The sequence below is a fragment of the Amycolatopsis sp. NPDC049253 genome (assembly GCF_040678995.1).
GTDB lineage: Bacteria > Actinomycetota > Actinomycetes > Mycobacteriales > Pseudonocardiaceae > Amycolatopsis.
Genome location: NZ_JBFAQX010000001.1, coordinates 797,599 through 819,267 on the forward strand (window position 1 = coordinate 797,599; position 21,669 = coordinate 819,267).

A 21,669-nucleotide genomic window follows, 5' to 3' on the forward strand; every position below is an offset into this window, starting at 1 on the left:
GGCACCGTCGGCGTGCGTCGGAGTGGGTGCGGGGCGGCGGAGTGAGGGGGTGGCCATGCCGGAGTGCAGCCACCGGGCGGACGCTGAGGCGATGCGGGCCGCGAAGGGTGCGATCGAGGCGGCGGCCGGGCGGGTGCCCGGGGTGGCGTCGCAGGTCGCCGAGGCGGATTTCGGGCGGGGGCACGGCGGGGCGTTTGCCGCGTACCGCAACGGGTTCGCCGCGCTGAGTGACGCCGTCCAGGCTTACGCCGGTGAGCTCGCGAGGTTCGGCAGCAGCGTCGACGTGGCGGCGGGGCGGTACGCGTCCATCGAGGGCGAGCACGTCGACACCGCCCGGAACACGGCGAACCGATGACCGACGCGCTGCGTGGCCCCGAGCCCGGCGGCGCCGGGATGGCGACGTCCGACGAGGTGCTCGCGCTCGCCGCGCCGGCGCTGGATTTCTTCGCGCTGTGGGTAGCGGTCTGGAACACGTTCGCGGCCACGAAGATCGACGTGGAGCACGACATCCGGCTGCGGTTCCAGGACAGTGCCGGCCTCGACTTCCGCAAGTTCCTCGCCGACGCCGACGCGCTGGCCCACACGCGCGGCACCCTCCAGTCCGCCCACACCGACGCGACCACCGCCACCACCACCCTCTTCCGCGACTGGCAAAGCCCCGCCGCGACGGTCGCTCAGAGTGCCTACAACCGCCTCCGTCCGGACGACTTGCTCGACCACCTCGCCGGCGCCGCCCAGCTCATCCCCGAGACGATGACCCACGTCTTCATCGCCCTGAAGACCAAGGTGGACGAAGCGCTGAAGCTCCGCACCGACTCGATCGCGGGCGCGCCTTTGCCGGTGGCGCAACGGATTGCCACGCTGGCCCAAGGCGGCGCCGTCTCGAAGGACGAGCTGCTCGACCTCGCCCACTGGCTCGACTCCGCCAGCCCCGGCAACGACCTCCACCACCGTCTGGGCGACTGCGACCCCGGCGACCACGACTACGCCACCCGCGCTGCCCGCCAATGGCTGACCGGTCCTTTCACGACCGAGTTCAGCAGCCGCTATGCTGCGTTCCAGGGCCTGTGTGCGACGGCCACCTCCACCATCGATGGTCATTTCCGTGCCCTGGTGGGATTTCTGGCTGGCCCGGATGGTGTGTCCACAGTGGACTCATTGGTGGGTTCCCGCACTCCCGCCGCGGACCTATCGACTCCCGCGCTGGGCCTCCCCGTCGGCTCACCGGCTCCCGGTCTCGGCCTCCCCGTGGACTCACCAACTCCTGCCGCGGGTCTCCCCACGGGCTCGCCGACTCCCGCGCTGGGCGTCCCCACGGGGTCGCCGGGCCCCGGCCTCTCTGCGGACTCACCGACTCCCGGCCCGGGCGCCCCTGTGGACTCACCGACTCCGGCGCTGGGCCTCCCCGTGGTCCCGTCCGACTTCGACCCGTCATCAGGCTCGACCTCGGGCGACCTGCACGTCCCGGACGACAGCACCACGGCCTCGGCCTCCCTGTCCGACCTCGGTGCCCACATCGTCGACCCGCCCCAAGACCAGCACCCCTCCGCAGAACTCGGCACGGCCCCCGGCGGCGACGTCACCTTCGACCCCCTCGGCCCCGGCCCCGACTCCCTCCCCGACGGTATGAACGGCTTCGGCGCCCTGTCCCTCCCCGGCCTGAGCGGCCTCGGCGCCGCTCCCAGCGACCCAGCCCGCCCCGCCGCCCGCCTCGGCACGGACGTCTTCGACACCCGCGGCTCGGCCGGCCGCATCAGCGGCTCCCTCGACGACGGGCCCGGCGTTGACCGCCGCTGACCCGCCCACCCCACACCGGCACTCAAGTGCGGCCGACCAGCCTGCGCGGTGGCCCTCGGGCCGGGCCGGTCAGGCTGGACTGCGGTTCTGGGGCGTGGCTGACCATCGCGGCCGGCGGATCTCGAGCACAGCAGCCCAGCCCGCCTCGCGCATCTCAACTGCGACCGACCAGCTCGGGCCGCGGGCTCTTGGCGCGGCCGACCAGCCTGGACTGCGGAATTCGAGCACCGCCACCCGGCCCGCCTCACGACGCACAACCGCCGCGGCCCAGTCAGCCAAACGCCTGGGGCCGACCGCCGCCTGCCGACTTCCCGGCCGGACCCTCACCCCTCCCGGCCGGCGCATCTTGACCGCCGCTCACCAGCCCACAGGACGGCGGACCCGACCTTGACCGCCGCCGACCGACTCGCCGCCGCCCGTGCGGCTCAGGACGCCGCCACGCGCGAGCACCAGGAGCAACGTGCCCTTCGCGACCGTCACGTCACTTCGGCCACGTCCGCCGCCGCGGAGTCCCTCCACCGCGACGCCGCCACCCACGGCCGCTACCTCACCCGCGCCCAGGACCTCCAGCGCCGCCACCGCGAAGCCGGCGGCTGGCTCACCGAAAAAACCATGACCGACCGCACAGAAACCATCGACCTCACCCCACCGGCCGACCCACAGCCCGACGAGCCCACCCCGCCCACCCCGCCCACCCCGGGCCACCCCACCCGCCCAGGCCGCTTCGACGACCACGACTTTTCGAACAACACCTGGATGCTCGACTGACCCACTCGGCCGCCGTGTGAAGGCACGAACGGTCCCTTCAGGCTCCGCGCCACGCGCCGTCACCAATCGCCCCGGCGCGGCCTCGCGGCCTTTGGCCGGCGCGATGAACGTCCCCTTCACGCGGCCACCGCTTCGCGACTGGTCCCTTCGCGAGGGGGACACCAGCTCGATCAGCGACAGCCAACCCTCGACCCGGCGCCGGTCCACTCACTCACCGCGGCGAGTGCGCGACACGTCCCGTCGTGCAGCAGCGAGGCACCGAGCGGTCCCGCGGCCGGCTCCGGCAAGCCAGCCCGAGAGCTGCCCCTACCCGCCAACCAGGGCGATGAAGGTCCCCTTCACCCCAACCCGGTCACCGACCGTCAGGCAGCCGGCTCTTCCGTCAGCTCGATCGGCGCCCGCTTCACGTCCGCGTCCAGCAGCGGCAGATACCGATCCGTGCCCGTCAGATGCGTGAGGAAAAACGCCGTGAACAACGCCCGCGTCAGCTGCTGTGTGCGCCGGTGGGGTTTGCCGTGGAGGAGGAGCTGGCTCCAGTGGCGCCCCTCTGTCACGCCGAGGTGAGAAGACTTCCCCAACGTGCGCAGCTGAACGGGTCCAGCCCAAGCCGCGGCGATGGCTTCCGCGTGGCCGACGGCCGGTGCGACCAGGTCTTCCTCCGCCGCGAGGTGCAGGCCGGGGGCGGTGATGAGCTGGGCGGCGGCCGAGGCGGAGGGCAGCGTCTGGGCGGCGGTGATCGTCGCGACGGCGCGGACACGCGGGCGCACCGAATCGTCGGCCGCGGCGGCCTGGGCGGCGGCGAGGACGGCGGAGCCGCCGCCGGTGGAGTGGCCGGCGAGGCCGAGTTTGGCGGGGTCGACGCTGATGCCGTCGGGGCCGAGGCGGACGGTGGTGACCACGTCGAGCGTCGTCAGCAGGTCGCTGGCCAGCAGGCGGTACGACGGCAGCGGCCCGCCCTGCGTCGCGGGCGCGGCGGCGACCACGCCCCAGCTCGCGAGGTGATGCAGCAGGTGCCGGTACCGCGACGCGGGCTGCAGCCACCCGTGCCCGAACGCGATGGCCGGCAGCCCCAGCCCTTGGCGCGGCGTGAACACGACCCCCGGCAGCCCGACCAGGGCCAGGTTGCCGCGCAGGACCTCGTGGGGCCCCGGGTGTGACAGCTCCGCGAGCAGTTGCTTGGGCTTGCTGGCCATGCGCGTGACCTTACTGCCCGCACCCGGCCCCGGCCCGCCCGCCGCTCCGGGCCAGGTCACGCGCGCTCGTAGTACGCGATCAGCACGCCCTTCGTGGTCGCGACGCTGCGGGTGAGCCTGAACTCGGTCAGCGGCGCCGAGCCGTCGAACAGCCGCGCGCCGGTGCCGAGCGTCAGCGGGTGGATCAGCAGCGTGTAGCGGTCGACCAGGCCGGCCGCGTGCAGGCTGCCCACGAGCGCGGCGCTGCCGACGATGGACAGGTCCGCGCCCGGCTCGGCCTTCAGCCGCGCGACGGTCTGAGTGGCGTCGCCGGGCAGGAGGATCGAGTTCTGCCACGCGTCGGCGTTCTCGAGAGTGGTCGACGCCACGTACTTGGTGGCGGCGTCCAGGTGCGCGGTGAACGGGTTGCCGTCCTGGCGCCCCGACCACGCCCCGATGAAGTCCTCCCACGTGCGGCGCCCGAAAAGCATGTCGCCGGCCTGGTTCATCCCCCTGGCCATCTCCTGGCCCAGGACGTCGTCCTGGTACCTCGCGCCCCAGCCCCCGTGCGGGAACCCGCCGCGGGTGTCCTCGTCGGGCCGCCCGGGCCCCTGCACGACCCCGTCGAGGGTGAGGTTCATGGTGACGCTGATCGAACGCATTCCTGTTCTCCTCTCGGCTGCTTTCGCCCCTACACGAGCGGCGGCACCCCGATTCGACACCGCGGCGGAAAACCCCCGGAACCTCACCGATCACGGGCTCACCCCGACTCGCCCCACTCCCCACCGTGATCACCCGATCTCCCCTGGCCAGGAGGGTTGAAAAGCCCCGGGAAGGTACCGGAGTAGGGGACTGGACATCCCTCGTTAGGCTTGTTCGCGTGTGTGGAATCGTGGGATATGTCGGACACCGGCCGGCGCTGGATGTGGTCCTCGGTGGCCTGCGGCGGATGGAGTACCGCGGCTACGACTCGGCCGGGGTGGCGGTGCTCGACGGCGCCGGCGCGCTGAGGGTCGAGCGCAAGGCAGGGCGGCTCGCCAACCTGGAGGCGCAGCTCGACACCGTGGGCAGGGACGGCTTCACCGGCACCGCCGGCATGGGCCACACCCGCTGGGCGACGCACGGCGCGCCCGTCGATCGGAACTCGCACCCGCACCGCGACGCCTCGAAGAAGGTCGCCGTGGTGCACAACGGCATCATCGAGAACTTCGCCGCCCTGCGCGCGGAGCTCGAGGCCGACGGCGTGGAGATGGCGAGCGACACCGACACCGAGACCGCCGCGCACCTGGTGGCCCGGGCGTACAACACCGGCGACACGCAGGGCGACTTCGCCGCCAGCGTCGCGGCCGTGTGCCGGCGGCTGGAGGGCGCGTTCACGCTGGTCGTGACGCACGCCGACCAGCCGGACACCATCGTGGCCGCGCGCCGCTCCTCGCCGCTGGTGGTCGGGGTCGGCGAGGGTGAGACGTTCGTCGCGTCCGACGTCGCCGCGTTCATCGAGCACACGCGCGAGGCCGTGGAGCTGGGTCAGGACCAGCTGGTGGTCATCACCCGCGACGGCTACGAGGTCACCGACTTCCACGGCGACGCCGCGCAGGCCAAGCCGTTCACCGTCGACTGGGACCTGTCCGCCGCCGAGAAGGGCGGCCACGAGTACTTCATGCTCAAGGAGATCGACGAGCAGCCCGAGGCATTGGCCAACACGCTGCGCGGCCACTTCGAGGCCGGCCGGATCATCCTCGACGAGCAGCGCATCTCCGACCAGGACCTGCGTGACGTCGACAAGGTCTTCGTCGTCGCCTGCGGTTCCGCCTACCACTCGGGCCTGGTCGCCAAGTACGCCATCGAGCACTGGACGCGCCTGCCCGTCGAGGTCGAGCTGGCCAGCGAGTTCCGCTACCGCGACCCGGTGCTCGACCGCGACACGCTCGTCGTCGCCGTGTCGCAGTCCGGCGAGACGGCCGACACGCTGGAAGCCGTCCGCCACGCCCGGGAGCAGAAGGCCCGCGTGCTCGCCGTCTGCAACACCAACGGCGCGCAGATCCCGCGTGAGTCCGACGCCGTGCTCTACACGCACGCCGGCCCCGAGATCGGGGTCGCGTCGACGAAGGCGTTCCTCGCGCAGATCGCCGCCAACTACCTCGTGGGCCTGGCGCTCGCGCAGGCGCGCGGCACCAAGTACCCCGACGAGGTCGCCCGCGAGTTCGCCGAGCTGGAGGCCATGCCGGCCGCCGTGCAGAAGGTGCTGTCCACTGTGGACCAGGTCCGGGACCTCGGCCGCCGGATCTCCGACTCCAAGGCGGTGCTGTTCCTCGGCCGCCACGTCGGGTTCCCGGTCGCCCTGGAAGGCGCGCTGAAGCTCAAGGAGCTCGCCTACATGCACGCCGAGGGCTTCGCCGCCGGCGAGCTCAAGCACGGCCCGATCGCGCTGGTCGAGGAAGGCCTGCCGATCGTCGTCGTCATGCCCTCGCCCAAGGGCCGCGCGGTGCTGCACTCCAAGCTGGTCTCCAACATCAGCGAGATCCAGGCCCGCGGCGCCCGCACCATCGTGATCGCCGAGGAGGGCGACGAGGCAGTGCGGCCGTTCGCCGACGAGCTGATCGAGATCCCCGCCGTGCCGACGCTGCTGCAGCCGCTGGTGTCCACCGTGCCGCTGCAGGTGCTGGCCGCGGAGATCGCCCGCGCCCGCGGGTACGACGTCGACAAGCCGCGTAACCTGGCGAAGTCCGTGACCGTCGAGTAATGCGGAGGGCCCGCCGTGCAGGGAATCTGGACCACGGAACGGATTCGCGAGGCGGAGGGCAAGCTGTTCGCCGTCACACCCGACGGTGAGCTGATGCGCCGGGCGTCGTTCGGCTTGGCCACGCACCTCGCGGGGTTCCTGGCCGAACGCACCGGCGGCGTCGCCGGGCGGCGGGTCGTGCTGCTCGTCGGCTCCGGCGACAACGGTGGTGACGCCCTGTGGGCCGGCGCGTTCCTGCGTCGCCGCAGCGTGGCCGTCACGGCCGTGCTGCTGAAGCCGGAGAAGGCGCACGCCCGGGGATTGGCCGCCCTGCGCAAAGCCGGCGGCCGCGTGGTGTCCGTCGAGGACAGTCCACAGTGGATCAGCAAGGCCGACGTGGTGGTCGACGGGATCGTCGGCATCTCCGGCAAAGGCCCGCTGCGCCCGGACGCCGCCCAGCTCGTCGACAAGGTCCGGGCGCCCATCGTCGCCGTCGACCTCCCCAGCGGTGTCGACCCGGACACCGGCGCCGTCGACGGCCCCCACGTCACCGCCGCGCTCACCGTCACCTTCGGGGCACCCAAACCCGTCCACGCGCTCGCTCCCCAGCAGTGCGGCGACGTCGTGCTCGTCGACATCGGCCTGCGTCCCGAGCTCGGCGAGCCCGACCTGCACCGCCTCGAGCTCTCCGACCTCGCCGACCTCTGGCCCGTTCCCGGCGCGGGCGACGACAAGTACACCCAGGGCGTCGTCGGCATCGCCGCCGGCTCCGCGACCTACCCGGGCGCGGCTGTGCTCGCGTCGGGCTCCGCCGTGCACGCCACCGCCGGCATGGTCCGCTACGCCGGCCCGGCCGCCGACGTGGTCCGGAGCCGCTGGCCCGAGATCGTCGCCACGGGCTCGGTCACCGACGCCGGCCGCGTGCAGGCCTGGGTCGTCGGCCCGGGCATCGGCACCGGCTCCGAAGGCCGCGAAGTGCTGCGCCACATCCTCGGCCAGGGCGTGCCCGTGTGCGCCGACGCAGACGCCACCACGATCATCGCCCAGCACCCCGACGTCCTCGACGCCCGCGACCCCGACACCCCGCTCGTGCTCACGCCCCACGCCGGCGAGTACGAGCGCCTCATGGGCACCCGCCCCGGCGCCGACCGCGTCAAGGCCGCTCGCGACGCCGCCAGGAAGTACGACGCCGTCGTCCTCCTCAAAGGCCACTGCACCGTGATCGCCGCGCCGGACGGCCGCGTCGCCGTCAACACCCCGCGCGGCTCCTGGCTCGCGACGGCCGGCTCCGGCGACGTCCTCACCGGCCTCATCGGATCGCTGCTCGCCGCCGGCCTCGACCCGTGGCTGGCCGCCGCCGCGGGCGCGCAGGTGCACTCGCTCGCCGGGGCGCTGGCCGCGGACGGCGTGCCGACCTCCGCGTCCGGCCTGGTCGAAGCCATCCCCGGAGCGCTGAAGCTCGTCCGCGGGACCAGCGACGTAGAAGTTATCGAGTTACCCGTTAACTAACGCGATAAAATCTGGTAAGAACGACGTGTGAGCACTGGTGCCCCCGTTCAGGTGACCCTCAACCGGGTCGACGGTGAGGTGCGCCGTGCCTAGGACCCGCCCGTCGGACGCGGCCGTTGAGCAGCGGCGGCAGGAGATCCTCGACCACGTCATCGAGCACGGTGAGGCGCGCATCGACGACCTCACCGCCCGGTTCGGCGTGAGTCTCATGACGATGCACCGCGACCTCGACGACCTGGCCGACCGCCGTCTCCTGCGCAAGCTGCGCGGCAAGGTCGAGGCCTACCCGGCACTCACGATGGAGACCGCCAGCCGCTTCACGCTGCACTCCGCCGAGAAGGAAGCCCTCGCCGAGGCCGCGATCAAGCACGTCGAACCCGGCCAGACGGTGTTCGTCGACGACTCCACCACGCTGTTCCCGTTGGTCGAGCGCCTCGCGGACCTCGACGGCCTCACCGTGATCACCAACTCGCTGCGCGCCGCCAGGCTGCTGGGCGACGGCGTGACCGTCGTCGTCGCCGGCGGCCGCTACCACGCGGAATACGACTCCTGCTCCGGTCCCGACGTGCTGGCGCTGCTGGAGCGCACCCGCGCCGACATCGCGTTCGTGTCCGTGAGCGCCGTCGCCGTCGGCCGGCTTTTCCACCCCGTGCAGGACTACGCCGAGCTCAAGAAGGCCGTGCTGCGCGCTGCGAACCGCAACGTGCTCGTGGTCGACCACTCCAAGTTCGGCCGCACCGCGACCTTCGCTCATGGCGACGTCGGCGACTACGACCTGCTGATCACCAGCGAGTTCACGCCGACCGAGGAGATCGAGGCCGCGCTCAACGCCGGCACGGCCGTGGAGACCGTCGAGCACGTCGAGGAGGGGCAGCCTTATGACAGCTGAGCTGGTGGCCGGGATCGACTCGTCGACCCAGTCGACGAAGGTCGTGGTCTGCGACGCGCGCACGGGCGCAGTCGTGCGCACCGGCCGTGCGCCGCATCCCGATGGCACCGAAGTCGACCCCGCAGCCTGGTGGCAGGCCTTCGGCGAGGCCACCGACGGTCTGCTCGACGGCGTGAAGGCCCTCGGCATCGGCGGCCAGCAGCACGGCATGGTCACGATCGACGAGGCGGGCGAGGTGGTTCGCCCCGCTTTGCTCTGGAACGACACGCGCTCCGCGCAGGCCGCCCAGGACCTCACCGAGGAACTGGGCGGCGCCGGTGTCTGGGCCAAGTCCGTGGGCTCCGTGCCGGTCGCGAGCTTCACCGTCACCAAGCTGCGCTGGCTCGCCGAGCACGAGCCGGCCAACGCCGACCGCGTCGCGCGTGTGCTGCTGCCGCACGACTGGCTCACCTGGCGCCTGCTCGGCAAGCCCGAGCAGGCCGTGACCGATCGCGGCGACGCGTCCGGCACCGGCTACTTCTCGCCGACGGAGAACGCCTACCGCGTCGACGTCCTGGCCCACGCGTTCGGCGGCCGCACGCCCGAGCTGCCGACCGTGCTCGGCCCGGCCGACGTCGCCGGACATACAGCGGGCCACACGGGGTTCGATCTTCCAGACGGACTGCTCGTCTCCGCCGGCACCGGCGACAACATGGCTGCCGCGCTGGCGCTGGAGCTCGCGCCCGGCGACGCGGTGATCTCCCTCGGCACCAGCGGCACCGTCTTCGGCGTGACCGAGACGGGTTCGGCCGACGCGAGCGGCCTGGTCGCCGGGTTCGCCGACGCCACCGGTCGCTTCCTGCCACTCACCGCCGCCCTCAACGCCGCCCGCGTGCTCACCGCGGGCGCGACGATGCTCGGCGTCGACCTCGCCGAGTTCGACCGCCTCGCACTCGCCGCCGAGACCGGCGCCGGTGGGCTCACGCTGCTGCCCTACCTCGACGGCGAACGCACCCCGAACCTGCCCGACGCGACGGGCTCGCTGCACGGTCTGACCAGGGCGAACATGACGCCCGAGAACCTGGCCCGCGCCACCGTCGAGGGCATGCTGTGCGGCCTGGCCGCCGGCCTCGACGCCGTGCGCGCGCAGGGCATGGACGTCCGCCGCGTGCTGCTCATCGGCGGCGGCGCGCAGTCGGCGGCCGTGCGGGCCGTGGCGCCGATCGTGCTCGGCGTGCCCGTGGTGATCCCCGACACGGGCGAGTACGTCGCCCTCGGTGCCGCGCGCCAGGCCGCCTGGGCGCTGGCCGGCACCGCCGAACCACCCGCGTGGGTGGCCGAAGGACCTGGAAACCGGCTCGTGCTGGACGAGCCGGCCGAGGCGCAACGCGCCGTGGGCAAGGAGATCCAGCGACGCCACCTCGAAGTGCGGGAAGCCGCGCACGGGGTTCCCGCGAAATTCGGAGAGGACTGACCGATGGCCACCATCACCTACGACAAGGCGACCCGGCGCTACCCCGGCACCGAGCGGCCCGCCGTCGACGCACTCGAGCTCGAGATCTCCGACGGCGAGTTCCTCGTGCTGGTCGGCCCGTCGGGTTCAGGCAAGTCGACCGCGCTGCGCATGCTCGCGGGCCTGGAGGACGTCGACGAGGGCTCGATCTGGATCGGCGACCGCGACGTGACGCAGCTGCCGCCGCGTTCGCGCGACATCGCGATGGTGTTCCAGAACTACGCGCTGTACCCGCACATGACCGTCGCGCAGAACATGGGCTTCGCGCTGAAGATCGCGGGCCGTCCGGCGTCGGAGATCAAGCAGAAGGTGCTCGAGGCCGCGAAGCTGCTCGACATCGAGCAGTACCTCGACCGCAAGCCGAAGGCGCTCTCCGGTGGCCAGCGTCAGCGTGTCGCCATGGGCCGCGCGATCGTGCGTGAGCCGCAGGTGTTCCTCATGGACGAGCCGCTGTCCAACCTGGACGCGAAGCTGCGTGTCTCCACCCGTACGCAGATCGCCGCGCTGCAGCGCCGCCTCGGTGTCACCACCGTGTACGTGACCCACGACCAGGTCGAGGCCATGACGATGGGCGACCGCGTGGCGGTGCTGTCCGACGGTCTGCTGCAGCAGTGCGACACCCCCCGCGCGCTCTACGACCACCCGGCCAACGTGTTCGTCGCCGGCTTCATCGGCTCGCCGGCCATGAACCTCGTCTCGGCGAAGCTCACCGCCGAGGGCGCCGAGATCGGTGGCGCGAGCGTGCCGCTGGCGGCGTCGATCCGCTCGGCCGCAGACGGCGACACCGTGACGCTGGGCTTCCGCCCCGAGTCGCTCGAAGCCACCACCGACACCAACGGCACGCTGCCCATCAAGGTGGACCTGGTCGAGGAGCTGGGCTCCGACGCGTTCGTCTACGGCAAGCTCTCCGGCGGCGCGGGTGACCTGGCCGCCGAGGGCGCGTCGAAGAACGTCGTCGTGCGCGTGGACCCGCGCCAGACGCCGTCGATGGGCGACACCCTGCACCTGCGGATCCGTCCCGACGAGCTGCACGTGTTCTCCGGCACCACCGGGCTGCGCCTGCCCTGACTCACCCGCATGGGAAACTGGCGGTCGTTATCAATCCGACCAGAAGTAGGCGGGTACGCAACTGGAGGTTATCGTCTTCGGTAACCGTTCCCGCCGTGGCTGAAGTCGGATTGGTAACAATCAACACAGTATGACTGCCAGTTTCCCTCGCGCGGAGGTCGTGATCGACCTCGACGCCGTGCGCCACAACGTCGCCCTGCTGTCCGGCCGCGCCGCCGGCTCGGCCGTGATGGCCGTGGTCAAGGCGGACGCGTATGGCCACGGCGCGGTCCCCGTGGCGCGGGCCGCGGTGGAGGCCGGCGCCACCTGGCTGGGCACGTGCTCGCTCGGAGAGGCGCTGGACCTGCGGAGCGCCGGGCTGTCGGTGCGGTTGTTCAGCTGGCTCGACGTGCCGGAGGTCGACTTCGGGCCCGGCATTCTCGCCGACATCGACCTGGGCGTGAGCTCGGTCGACGAGCTGCGGCGGATCGCTTCGGCGGCGCAGCAGGTGGGGCGCCGCGCTCGAGTGCACCTCAAGATCGACACGGGCTTGTCTCGCAACGGGTGCCAGCCAGCCGACTGGCCCGAGCTGGTCGCGGCGGCCGCGGCTTCGTCCGACGTGGACGTGGTCGCCGTCTGGTCGCACCTCGCGTGCGCCGACGAGCCGGGCCACCCGTCGATCGACATCCAGGCCAAGCGCTTCGCCGACGCGTACGACACCGCGCGCGCCGCCGGGCTGGACCCGCTGCGGCACCTCGCGAACTCCGCGGCCGTGCTGACGCGGCCCGACCTGCACTTCGACCTCGTGCGGCCCGGCATCGCGATGTACGGGCTGAACCCCGTGCCGCAGCACGAAGACCTCCGGCCGGCGATGACGTTCCGCGCGGCCGTGGCGCTCACGAAACGCCTGCCCGCCGGAGAGTCCGTCTCCTATGGACACACGTGGACGGCCGAGCAGGACACCACCGTGGCCCTCGTGCCGGCGGGATACGCCGACGGGGTGCCGCGGTCGTTGTCGGGCCGCATGGACGTGTGGCTGGGCGGGCGGCGCCGGGCCGTCGTCGGGCGCGTGTGCATGGACCAGCTCGTGGTCGACTGCGGTGACGACACCCCGGCCGTCGGCGAAGAGGTGGTGCTCTTCAGCACGGGTTCGAGTGGCGAGCCGACCGCGCGCGAATGGGCCGACAAGCTGGGCACGATCGACTACGAGATCGTCACGTCGATGTACCGCCCGCGCGTGCGGCGGCGGTACCTGGGGGAGCGGCCGTGAGCCCTTCGGCTCGGTTGTGGGCCATCGTCGGCGGTCTCGGCGCGGTGGCCACGGGTACGGCCGCCGCGGCCGTCGTCGCGGCGCAGCAACGCAGGCAGAGTGAGGACCAGTACGTGGACGAGCAGCTGGGCGAGCTGAAGCCCGACCGCACGTCCACGGTCGCGGCCGAGGACGGCACGCCGCTGTCGGTGGAGGAGATCGACCCCGAGGACAGCGGCGAGCCCGAGCTGACGCTGGTCGGCGTGCACGGGTTCGCGTTGTCACGCAAGTCTTGGCACTTCCAGCGCCGCGCCATCGCCTCGCTGCGCCTGCCGCGCGTGCGGCAGGTGTACTACGACCACCGCAGCCACGGCCTGTCCGGCGCGGCGACGGCCGAGACCAGCACCATCGAACAGCTGGCGCACGACCTCGACAGCGTGCTGCGCGCGATGGTGCCCGAGGGGCCGATCGTCCTCGTGGGACATTCCATGGGCGGCATGGTGATCATGGAACTGGCCGCGGAGAACCCTTCGCTGTTCGAGGATCGCGTGTGCGGGGTCGCGTTCATCGCGACGGCCGCGGGCGAGGTGGGCGCGCGCGGGCTGCCGCGTTCGCTGCTGTCGAAGTACAACCCGTTGACGCGCGGCGTCGGCAACCTCGCGGGCTGGCAGCCGGGGCTGGTGGAGTTCGTCCGCGCGGCGGGCGGGCAGCTGGAGCGGCAAGCCGTGCGGCGCCTGGCGTTCGGCAGCCGCGACGTCTCGCCGCGGCTGGTGGACTTCATGATTTCGATGCTCGCGGTGACGCCCGTGCGGGGCCTGGTGAACTTCGTCGACACGCTCGGCAGCCACAACCGCTACGCCGCCCTGGCGGGTCTCAAGCACACCCAGGTCCTCGTGATCGGCGGTGACTCGGACCGGTTCACGCCGTTCTCGCACGCCGAGCGCATCGCGGCCGAGCTGCCCGAGGCCGAGCTCGTGCGCGTGCGCGGCGCGGGCCACATGGTGCAGCTCGAACAGCCCGACCTCGTCACGGGCCGGCTCATCGATCTTCTGCAGCGCTGTTCCGGAAGCGCCGCACCCAACCGGCGGAACTGGTGGTGGACACGGTGACGTTCCTTCTCGCGACCCCCGACGACACGATGGCCTTCGGCCGGTCACTGGGCGCGTCCCTGCGTGCGGGCGACCTGGTGCTCCTGGCGGGCCCCCTGGGCGCCGGCAAGACCACGCTCACGCGCGGCATCGCCGACGGCCTGGGCGTCGGCGGGCGCGTCAGCTCACCGACGTTCGTGCTGGCCCGCGTCCACGCCGCGGGTTCTCTCGGCGTGCCCCTGATCCACGTCGACGCCTACCGGCTGGGCGGCGACCTCGCCCAGCTCGACGACCTGGACCTCGACACGGACCTGGAACGCTCGGCCGTCGTGGTGGAGTGGGGCGAGGGCTCGGCGGAACGCCTGTCCACCGACTACCTGGTCGTGCGGATGTCCCGCCGGGACGATGACGTGCGCGAGGTTTCGCTCGAACCGCACGGCTCGTGGGCCTCTCGGATGGCGGCGCTGCCGTCGGCTTAGACCTGGCCCATCCGCCACGCACGGCGGCCTTCGCGCCACGCATCCCGGCGACAGCCCCGCGCCGGCCGCCTCTCCCACGGCAAGCTGCCCACCCCTGTGGCAACCCGCGGCTCTTTGCCGCAAGCCTCGGTGCGGTTTGGCAAGTCCCGCCGTCGGATGGCATCTTGCCGCCGTCTCGGCGGGCCTGTTGCGCGATGGGTGACTTGCCCTGGCAAGCTGCCCACCCCTGTGGCAACGCGGTCCGGTACGGCAAGTCTCGTTGAGGTTAGGCAAGGTGCGCCGGTGACCGGCAGCTTGCCGTTGCCGATAGCAAGTCGGCCGGGCGGCTGGCGGCTGTGCTCGGCGGGCTGCCTACCGTTGTGGCATTCGCTGGCTACGTGTGGCATGCGCGGGCGACGGGTGGCAGTTTGTCGGCACACGTGGCAAGAACGCCGGCGGCTGGCAACTCGGTGGCGGCAACTCGGTGGGTGGCCGGCTCTGGTCGGCCGTCGGCACCGTCTCAGGCCTCGACGATCCCCCTCGCCAAGCCGAGTTCGACGAGATCCTGCGGCCGCAACCGCAGCTGGTCGGCCGTGGCCGGAACTTCCGTCATCGGGCGCTTGAGGATCGCGGCCGCGGCCTCCGGCGAAGTGACCGAGAAATAAGCATCCGGAGCGATCCACGTGTTGTCCGGCGCCGCGAAGGCCAGTGCGCCGCCGGAGCCGCCCTCGCCGATGACCAGGGTGGTGACCGGCACGGTCGCGGTGGCGATCGCTTCGAACAGTGATGCGATGGCCGGCCCGGCGCCGCCCTCTTCGGCGGAGGCGTCGTTGGCGGCGCCGGGGGTGTCGACGAGCGTTAGGACCGGGATGCCGAGCCGCGAGGCCAGGTGGACGAGGCGCGCAGCGGTGCGGAAGCCCGCCGGGCGCGTCGCGGTGCCGCACTGGGCGGCGAAAGCGAGCGCGCGGCCGTCGCGCCAGCCGAAGCCGCACAGCACGCCGTCGTCGACGGCGCCGGTGCGGTCGCCGCGGAGGGTTTCGTGCCAGTCGAAGTACGCGTCCACGTACTCGGCCGCGCGGGCGCGCCGGGAGGATCGCGCGGCGCGGACGGCGTCCCAGCCGGTCGTGGGCAACGGCACGTCACGCAGAGCCGCCGGAGGAGGGGCCGGCGCAGAAGACCGCGAAGTCAGCAGCCGCAGCCACCGTTCGAGAACCGCCCCCAAGGAAGAAGGCGAAACCAGCTGGTCGACCTGCCCCCACTCGTACTTCGCCTCGACCGTGTAGGCCTCCGAAGGCGACGTCGCCGGCCGCACGCGCGAGCCCGCGAACCCCACCTGCGCCAGCGGCAGCCCCAGGACCACATCGGCGCTCGCGCCCAGCGTCGCCCACCCGCCGCCCGTGGTCGGGTCGCGCAGCACGGAGATCTGCGCGACGCCGTCCGCCCGTGCCGCCGCCGAAGCGCGCGCGATCCGCTGCAGCTGGGACAACGCGCGCATGCCGTGCTGCATGCGGCTGCCGCCCGTCGCGATCAACGCCACCACCGGCAGTTTCCGCGACCGCGCCAAGGAAAACGCGGCCTCCACGCGGTCACCGGTCCGTCGCCCGATCGACCCGCCGAGGAACCCGAACTCCCACACCACCAGCACCGCGGGCGTCGCACCCACCAGAGCCTCGCCGACGACCACGGACTCCGTCTCGCCCGTCCGCGCCGCGGCCTTCGCGTAGGCCTCGCGGTAGCCGGGCCAGCCGAGGGGGTCGTCCCCGGAACCGTCCACATCGGACAGCTCGGTGAACCCCGTCGACACCTGGGCGATGACCTCGCGGGCCGAGGGCCTCACCCCAGCGCTCGCTTCAGGATCTTGCCCATGTCGTTGCGCGGCAACGCATCCAAGTACCGCACGACCCGGGGCCGCTTGTGCGGCGCCAGCAGTTTCGCCACGTGGTCCGCCAGTTCCGAAGCAGACGGCGGCGGACCGGCGGGCACCACCCACGCCACGATCCGCTCACCGAGATCGTCGTCCGGCTCACCGGTCACGGCCGCCTCGGCGACGCCCGGGTGCTCCAGCAGCGCGTTCTCGATCTCCCCGGCGCCGATCTTGTACCCGCCGCTCTTGATGAGATCGGTGGCCTTGCGCCCGACGATCTTCACGTACCCGTCGGCGGCGCGCGTCGCCATGTCGCCCGTGCGGAACCAGCCGTCGGCGAGGGCGGCGGCCGTCGCGTCGGGGCGGTTGAGGTACTCGGTGAACAGGTTCGGCCCGCGCACGTGGATCTCACCGACGGTCTCGAGTTCGTTTATTTCTCCGCCCGCCTCATCGACCAGCCGCAGCTCGACGCCCGCCAGCGGCACGCCGACCGTGCCCGGCTTGCGCTCGCCGTCGGCGCGGACGCTGGTGTTCATCAGCGTCTCGGTCATCCCGTAGCGCTCCACGACCTGCTGCCCGGTCGCCGCCGTGATGCGCTGGTGGTCGTGCACGGGCAGCGCCGCCGACCCCGACACCAGCAGCCGCGCGCCGCGCAGGGCCGAGGCCAGCTCGGCGTCGTCGGCCACCGTCTCCGCGATCCGGTGGTACATCGTCGGAACGCCGAACATCATCGTCGCGCCGCTGGTCAGCGCCTTCGCGACGCCCTCGGTCGAGAACCGCCCGAGGTGCCGCACCGAGCCACCACGGCGCAGCGGGCCGAGGATGCCGAGGATCAGCCCGTGCACGTGGAACAGCGGCAGCCCGTGCACCAGCACGTCGTCGCCGGTCCACGCCCACGCGTCCTCCAGCGCGTCCAGCGTGGACGAGATCGCCCGGCGGGGGAGCACCACGCCCTTGGGCGGGCCGGTCGTGCCGGAGGTGTAGACGATGAACGCGGGCGCCTCGGCGTCCGGCTCGTCGGTGGGCACCGAGCCCGACCCGGTGAGCGGGATGTCCCGGCGGTCGAGCTCGGCGAGCCCCTCGGGCAGCGCGGCACCGGCCTCCGCCAGCACCAGCGCCGGCTCGCTGTCGGCCAGGATGTGGGTCAGCTCGCGTTCACCGATCTTCGGGTTCAGCGGCACCACGGGCACCCCGGCGAGCAGCGCGGCGACCACGGCGACGCTGGTGTGCAGCGTCGGCGTCGCCCACACCGCGACCCGGCCGGCGGGCAGCTCGCTCGCCAGGGAACCGGCGACCGCGCCCAGCTCGGCGTAGGTGAGCGCCTGCTCACCGAAGCGCAACGCCTCCCGGGGAGAGCCGGCGGTGATCGCGGGGAACAGCGGATCGGGCACGGTGAGGACCTCCTGCGGCGCGGCGTCGGCGGGCGTCTCACCGGCACCGTACCGCGCCGTGACCTCGGCCACCTGCGACGCGATTCACACGGTTGCGGGGTTGCCCCTTCGGCCCGCCAGCCTGTCACTCTCGGACTGGACGTAAGCTGGGAAACCGTGCTGGTACTGGCGATCGACACCTCGACCCCGGCCGTGACCGCGGGCATCGTCGCCGTGGACGAGTCGGAACTGACCACCCGGGCCGACCGCGTCACGGTCGACCCGCGAGCCCACGGCGAGCTCATCACGCCCCACGCCCTCGCGGCGGCCGAGGCAGCGGGCGTGACCCTGCGCGACCTCGACGCGATCGTGTGCGGCGTCGGCCCCGGCCCGTTCACGGGCCTGCGCGCAGGCATGGCCACGGCCGCGGCGTACGGCCACGCGCTCGGCATCCCCGTCTACCCCGTCGGCAGCCTCGACGCGATCGCCGCCGAGGTGGTGCGCACCGACAAGCCGTTCCTCGTGCTCACCGACGCCCGTCGTCGCGAGGTGTACTGGGCCGAGTACGACGCGGCCGGCACGCGCGTGAGCGGCCCCCACGTGCAGCGGCCCGCCGAGGTGGAGACCACTTCGCGCGTCGCCGCCGGTGACGGTGCGCTGCAGTACGCCGACGCGATCGGCGTGGTGCCCATCGAACCGCGGTTCCCGTCGCCCGCCGGGCTGGTCCGCGTCGCGCGCGAAGCGCTGCTCGCCGGCGCGACGCCCGAGCCGCTGACGCCGCTGTACCTGCGCCGCCCCGACGCCGTCGAGCCCACCGGTCGCAAGAGGGTGACGTCGCCATGAAGCTCGACCGCCTGCGCCGCAGTGACACGAAGCGCTGCGCGGAGATCGAGCAGGTGCTCTTCCCCGGCGACGACCCGTGGAGCGCCCGCGCGTTCCACTCCGAGCTCGACCAGGGCCATTTCTACCTGGCCGCGCGCACCGACGACGGCACCGAGCTGCTCGGCTACGGCGGCCTCGCCGTGGTCGGCCGCCGCGGCGAGTACGAGGCGGAGATCCACACCATCGGCGTGGTGCCCGAGGCGCAGGGCCAGGGCATCGGCAAGGCTCTGCTGCGCGCTCTCCTGGAGCGCGCCGACGAGGTGTCGGCGCCCGTGTTCCTCGAGGTGCGCACCGACAACGACACGGCCGTCGGCCTGTACGAACGGCACGGTTTCGAGAAGCTCGGCATCCGGAAGCGCTACTACCAGCCTTCCGGCGCCGACGCGTTCACCATGGCCCGCCCGGCGCGGACCCCGGCACGAGATGAGGTGGCCGGCTGATGTCGCGCGTCATCATGGGTATCGAGAGCTCCTGTGACGAGACCGGCGTCGGTCTCGTCCGCCTGCACGACGACGGCGCGGTGGAACTGCTCGCTGACGAGGTCGCCTCCAGCGTCGAGCAGCACGCGCGCTTCGGCGGCGTGGTGCCCGAGGTCGCCAGCCGCGCGCACCTCGAGGCGATGGTGCCCACGGCCGAGCGCGCGTTCGCGACGGCCGGGCTGAAGCTGTCCGATGTGGACGCCATCGCGGTGACGGCCGGGCCCGGCCTCGCCGGCGCGTTGCTGGTCGGGGTGTCGGCGGCGAAGGCCTACGCGTCGGCGCTCGACGTGCCGCTCTACGGCGTGAACCACCTGGCCGGGCACATCGCCGTGGACACGCTGCAGCACGGTCCGTTGCCCTCGCCGGTGCTCGCGCTGCTCGTGTCCGGCGGGCACACGCAGCTGCTGCGGGTGGACGACATCGCGTCGAAGATCACCGAGATCGGGTCCACTGTGGACGACGCCGCCGGTGAGGCCTACGACAAGGTCGCCCGCGTGCTGGATCTGCCGTACCCGGGTGGGCCGCCGATCGACAAGGCGGCCCGGCTGGGCAACGGCTCCGCCATCGCGTTCCCGCGCGGCATGACCGGTCCGCGCGACGCGAAGTTCGACTTCTCGTTCTCGGGCTTGAAGACCGCTGTGGCCCGGTGGGTGGAGAACGTCGAACGCGACGGTGGCGAGGTGCCGGTGAACGACGTCGCGGCTTCGTTCCAGGAAGCCGTGGCGGATGTGCTGACCGCGAAGGCCGTGAAGGCGGCTCAAGAGCAGGGGATCGGCACCATGGTGATCTCCGGCGGTGTCGCGGCCAACTCGCGGCTGTCGGAGCTGGCGGCCGAACGCTGCGCCGCGGCGGGCATCGAGCTGCGCGTGCCGCGGCCCCGGTTGTGCACGGACAACGGCGCGATGATCGCGGCGCTCGGCGCCCACGTGGTCGCGGCCGGGCGGCCGACGGCACCGTGGGAGTTCTCGGCGACCCCGGGGCTTTCGGTCGAGATCGTGTCGCTCTAGGAGCGGGCCTGCTCCAGCGCGGTTTTCACGCCGAGCAGGCGCTCGATCGCGGTGGCGGCCTTCTCGGCGGCGTGGCCGTCGCCGTAGGGGTTCGGCGTCTGCGCGGGGCACAGGCTCCCGGCCAGCAGCCGGGTCGCGGTGCCGGTGATCTTCTCCGGATCCGTGCCCACCAGCCACGCGCACCCGGCGTCGACGGCCTCGGCGCGTTCCGTGACTTCGCGCAGCACCAGCACGGGCGTGCCGAACGTCGGCGCCTCCTCCTGGATGCCACCGGAGTCCGTGAGCACGAGCGACGCCAGCCGCAGCGCGCGCACGAGGTCGGGGTACTCGAGCGGCTCGGTGATCGTCACGCGCTCGACGCCGCCGAGCGTCGCGGTCACCTGCGCCCGCACCGCGGGATTGGGGTGGACGGGGAACAGCACCTGCACGTCCGGATGGGCCTCGACGATCTGCCGCACGGCGCTCAGGGTCTGGTCCAGCGGCTCACCCCAGGACTCCCGGCGGTGCGACGTCACCAGCACCAGCCGCTCCCCGGCCTCCGCGATCTCCATCTCCAGCAACGCCAGCGCCGGATCGTGCGCGGGCAGATCGCGCGCCGTGATCGCCAGCACCGCGTCGACGACCGTGTTCCCGGTCAGCACGATCTTTTCTTCGGCCACGCCCTCCGCGCGCAACGCCTTCGCCGCCGCCTCGGTCGGCGCCAGGTGCAACGCCGCGATCCGCGCCACCATCTGCCGCGTGCCTTCCTCGGGGAACGGCGCGGCGAGGTCGTTCGTCCGCAGCCCGGCCTCCAGGTGCACCACCGGAATCCCCAGCCAGAACGCCGCGAGCGCCCCCGCCAGCCCCGTCGTCGTGTCCCCCTGGACCACCACCGCCGCCGGCATGAGGCTCCGCAACTGCGCGTCCAACGCCGGCAACAGCCCGCTCACCAGCTCGGCCTGCGTCCCGCTCACCCGCGCCGGCACGTCCAGCCACGCGTCCACACCCAGCCCGAACGGCACCAGCGCCTGCTCCACCATCCCCTGGTGCTGGCCACTGTGCACCAACACGGGGCGCACCCCGTCGCGCCCCTCGAGCGCCACAACCAGCGGCGCCAGCTTCACCGCTTCCGGCCGCGTGCCGGCCAGCAACATCACGTCCACGTGTTCCACACTTTCGAGTGTCCCGGAAACCCCGGCCCACCGACGTTCGAGCGAACGGCCGGGTCTTTCACCGCGCCCCCACGCGCGAGCCGCCGCGGCTGCGGCTGCCGGTGGCGTGGCGGGGTCTGGTGCTGTTCGGTTGTGCGTTCTGGTTCCGCGCGCCCGGGGGCTCCGCGGGGTCGCGCTGCGTCCACGCCGTTTGCGAGGACTGCGCGGGTGGTTTGGGGAAGTTCCTCAGGTTCGTCTCCGCGTTGGGTGACCGGCGGGTGCCGGTCGCGCGAGTCCTGCCGGTTGTCCGCGCCGACGCTGTTTGCGGCGACTGCGCCGGTGGTTGTCGAGGTGGTTCCCCAAGTTCGTCTGCGCCCCGGGCGTCCGGCGGGTGCCGGACGCCTGCACTGGTGCCCGTCGTGCGGCGCCGCTTGATGGCGGCCGCAGTGGTAGCCGTTGCCGTCACGTGCGCCCCGTAGTTGTGGTCGTCGGTTCGTGCTGTCACAAGCCCCCGCGCGGGTGGCGCCGGTTCTCCGCACAGCCGACCAGCGCCTGACGCACGTTGATGGTCGCCGCGGCGGCCGTGTCGACTGTCGCTTGTGGCCGGTCGCCTTCTCCATGCTCTTCGGTCTGTGAAATGGCGCCGGGGGGGCCGCGGGGGGCGGGGCGCCCCGCGCGCCCCGGGAACCATGGGGGCCCGCGCGGGGCCCGGGGGCCCACGGCCCCCGACACCCCCGCCGCCCCCC

The 21,669-nt window shown here is 72.7% G+C and carries 19 protein-coding genes; 14 read left to right on the top strand and 5 right to left on the bottom strand.

Annotation, left to right across the window (positions count from 1 at the left end):
* Nucleotides 1-91 precede the first annotated feature (91 nt).
* From AB0K15_RS04085 to AB0K15_RS04095, 3 genes are all read left to right on the top strand, one after another.
* Nucleotides 92-355, top strand: coding sequence for a hypothetical protein (locus AB0K15_RS04085; protein ID WP_364045271.1), 264 nt, complete (start codon nucleotides 92-94; stop codon nucleotides 353-355).
* Nucleotides 352-1,797, top strand: coding sequence for a hypothetical protein (locus AB0K15_RS04090; protein ID WP_364045273.1), 1,446 nt, complete (start codon nucleotides 352-354; stop codon nucleotides 1,795-1,797). The genes AB0K15_RS04085 and AB0K15_RS04090 overlap by 4 nt, the downstream gene beginning before the upstream one ends.
* Nucleotides 1,798-2,184: 387 nt before the next feature.
* Nucleotides 2,185-2,565, top strand: a complete 381-nt coding sequence (locus AB0K15_RS04095; RefSeq protein WP_364045275.1) for a hypothetical protein — start codon at nucleotides 2,185-2,187, stop codon at nucleotides 2,563-2,565.
* 362 nt (nucleotides 2,566-2,927) lie between these two features.
* On the opposite strand, the gene AB0K15_RS04100 is transcribed toward AB0K15_RS04095, so the two are convergent.
* Both AB0K15_RS04100 and AB0K15_RS04105 read right to left on the bottom strand, forming a co-directional pair.
* The gene (locus AB0K15_RS04100; RefSeq protein ID WP_364045277.1) at nucleotides 2,928-3,758 is read right to left on the bottom strand and encodes an alpha/beta hydrolase; all 831 of its coding nucleotides are present in this window, start codon (nucleotides 3,756-3,758) and stop codon (nucleotides 2,928-2,930) included.
* Nucleotides 3,759-3,814: 56 nt separating this feature from the next.
* Nucleotides 3,815-4,399 (bottom strand): dihydrofolate reductase family protein, encoded by a 585-nt coding sequence (locus AB0K15_RS04105; RefSeq protein ID WP_364045279.1) that lies wholly within the window; start codon nucleotides 4,397-4,399, stop codon nucleotides 3,815-3,817.
* Between the two features lie 218 nt (nucleotides 4,400-4,617).
* Here AB0K15_RS04105 and glmS point away from each other — a divergent pair, with 218 nt between their 5' ends.
* From glmS to tsaE, 8 genes are all read left to right on the top strand, one after another.
* The gene (gene glmS / locus AB0K15_RS04110; protein ID WP_364045281.1) at nucleotides 4,618-6,480 is read left to right on the top strand and encodes a glutamine--fructose-6-phosphate transaminase (isomerizing); all 1,863 of its coding nucleotides are present in this window, start codon (nucleotides 4,618-4,620) and stop codon (nucleotides 6,478-6,480) included.
* Between the two features lie 15 nt (nucleotides 6,481-6,495).
* On the top strand, nucleotides 6,496-7,968 hold the full coding sequence (locus AB0K15_RS04115) for an NAD(P)H-hydrate dehydratase (RefSeq protein WP_364045283.1): 1,473 nt from the start codon (nucleotides 6,496-6,498) through the stop codon (nucleotides 7,966-7,968).
* An 85-nt stretch (nucleotides 7,969-8,053) separates the two neighbouring features.
* The gene (locus tag AB0K15_RS04120) at nucleotides 8,054-8,857 is read left to right on the top strand and encodes a DeoR/GlpR family DNA-binding transcription regulator (protein ID WP_364045285.1); all 804 of its coding nucleotides are present in this window, start codon (nucleotides 8,054-8,056) and stop codon (nucleotides 8,855-8,857) included.
* Nucleotides 8,847-10,310, top strand: coding sequence for a xylulokinase (xylB, locus tag AB0K15_RS04125; RefSeq protein ID WP_364045287.1), 1,464 nt, complete (start codon nucleotides 8,847-8,849; stop codon nucleotides 10,308-10,310). Before AB0K15_RS04120 ends, xylB begins: the two co-directional genes overlap by 11 nt.
* 3 nt (nucleotides 10,311-10,313) lie before the next feature.
* Nucleotides 10,314-11,417 (top strand): sn-glycerol-3-phosphate ABC transporter ATP-binding protein UgpC, encoded by a 1,104-nt coding sequence (ugpC, locus tag AB0K15_RS04130; RefSeq protein WP_364045290.1) that lies wholly within the window; start codon nucleotides 10,314-10,316, stop codon nucleotides 11,415-11,417.
* A 130-nt stretch (nucleotides 11,418-11,547) separates the two neighbouring features.
* A complete protein-coding gene (alr, locus tag AB0K15_RS04135) occupies nucleotides 11,548-12,666 on the top strand; it encodes an alanine racemase (protein WP_364045292.1) in 1,119 nt (372 codons plus the stop codon).
* A complete protein-coding gene (locus AB0K15_RS04140) occupies nucleotides 12,663-13,754 on the top strand; it encodes an alpha/beta hydrolase (protein ID WP_364045294.1) in 1,092 nt (363 codons plus the stop codon). The genes alr and AB0K15_RS04140 overlap by 4 nt, the downstream gene beginning before the upstream one ends.
* Nucleotides 13,739-14,212, top strand: coding sequence for a tRNA (adenosine(37)-N6)-threonylcarbamoyltransferase complex ATPase subunit type 1 TsaE (tsaE, locus tag AB0K15_RS04145; protein ID WP_364045296.1), 474 nt, complete (start codon nucleotides 13,739-13,741; stop codon nucleotides 14,210-14,212). Before AB0K15_RS04140 ends, tsaE begins: the two co-directional genes overlap by 16 nt.
* Before the next feature lie 499 nt (nucleotides 14,213-14,711).
* On the opposite strand, the gene AB0K15_RS04150 is transcribed toward tsaE, so the two are convergent.
* Nucleotides 14,712-16,028 carry a carboxyl transferase domain-containing protein gene (locus AB0K15_RS04150; protein ID WP_364045298.1) on the bottom strand — a complete coding sequence of 439 codons (1,317 nt, stop codon included), beginning with the start codon at nucleotides 16,026-16,028 and terminating at the stop codon, nucleotides 14,712-14,714.
* On the bottom strand, nucleotides 16,025-17,446 hold the full coding sequence (locus AB0K15_RS04155) for an acyl-CoA synthetase (RefSeq protein WP_364045385.1): 1,422 nt from the start codon (nucleotides 17,444-17,446) through the stop codon (nucleotides 16,025-16,027). The genes AB0K15_RS04150 and AB0K15_RS04155 overlap by 4 nt, the downstream gene beginning before the upstream one ends.
* Before the next feature lie 156 nt (nucleotides 17,447-17,602).
* On the opposite strand from AB0K15_RS04155, the gene tsaB reads away from it, so the two are divergent.
* From tsaB to tsaD, 3 genes are read left to right on the top strand one after another with little or no spacing between them, the layout of a single operon-like run.
* Nucleotides 17,603-18,268 (top strand): tRNA (adenosine(37)-N6)-threonylcarbamoyltransferase complex dimerization subunit type 1 TsaB, encoded by a 666-nt coding sequence (gene tsaB / locus AB0K15_RS04160; RefSeq protein WP_364045300.1) that lies wholly within the window; start codon nucleotides 17,603-17,605, stop codon nucleotides 18,266-18,268.
* Nucleotides 18,265-18,747, top strand: a complete 483-nt coding sequence (gene rimI / locus AB0K15_RS04165; RefSeq protein ID WP_285970619.1) for a ribosomal protein S18-alanine N-acetyltransferase — start codon at nucleotides 18,265-18,267, stop codon at nucleotides 18,745-18,747. The genes tsaB and rimI overlap by 4 nt, the downstream gene beginning before the upstream one ends.
* Entirely contained in the window at nucleotides 18,747-19,793 is a 1,047-nt protein-coding gene (tsaD, locus tag AB0K15_RS04170) for a tRNA (adenosine(37)-N6)-threonylcarbamoyltransferase complex transferase subunit TsaD (protein WP_364045303.1), read from the top strand. The genes rimI and tsaD overlap by 1 nt, the downstream gene beginning before the upstream one ends.
* Here the strand turns inward: tsaD and wecB are convergent.
* Entirely contained in the window at nucleotides 19,790-20,935 is a 1,146-nt protein-coding gene (wecB, locus tag AB0K15_RS04175) for a UDP-N-acetylglucosamine 2-epimerase (non-hydrolyzing) (protein WP_364045387.1), read from the bottom strand. The two genes, tsaD and wecB, sit on opposite strands and share 4 nt — an antisense overlap.
* Between the last annotated feature and the right edge of the window lie 734 nt (nucleotides 20,936-21,669).

What these genes read in the sequence shown, in the direction of transcription:
- AB0K15_RS04085 (WP_364045271.1), top strand. Translation starts at nt 92, where the DNA reads ATGCGGGCCGCGAAGGGTGCGATCGAGGCGGCGGCCGGGCGGGTGCCC.
- AB0K15_RS04090 (WP_364045273.1), top strand. Translation starts at nt 352, where the DNA reads ATGACCGACGCGCTGCGTGGCCCCGAGCCCGGCGGCGCCGGGATGGCG.
- AB0K15_RS04100 (WP_364045277.1), bottom strand. Translation starts at nt 3,758, where the DNA reads ATGGCCAGCAAGCCCAAGCAACTGCTCGCGGAGCTGTCACACCCGGGG.
- AB0K15_RS04105 (WP_364045279.1), bottom strand. Translation starts at nt 4,399, where the DNA reads ATGCGTTCGATCAGCGTCACCATGAACCTCACCCTCGACGGGGTCGTG.
- xylB (WP_364045287.1), top strand. Translation starts at nt 8,847, where the DNA reads ATGACAGCTGAGCTGGTGGCCGGGATCGACTCGTCGACCCAGTCGACG.
- ugpC (WP_364045290.1), top strand. Translation starts at nt 10,314, where the DNA reads ATGGCCACCATCACCTACGACAAGGCGACCCGGCGCTACCCCGGCACC.
- alr (WP_364045292.1), top strand. Translation starts at nt 11,548, where the DNA reads ATGACTGCCAGTTTCCCTCGCGCGGAGGTCGTGATCGACCTCGACGCC.
- rimI (WP_285970619.1), top strand. Translation starts at nt 18,265, where the DNA reads ATGAAGCTCGACCGCCTGCGCCGCAGTGACACGAAGCGCTGCGCGGAG.
- tsaD (WP_364045303.1), top strand. Translation starts at nt 18,747, where the DNA reads ATGTCGCGCGTCATCATGGGTATCGAGAGCTCCTGTGACGAGACCGGC.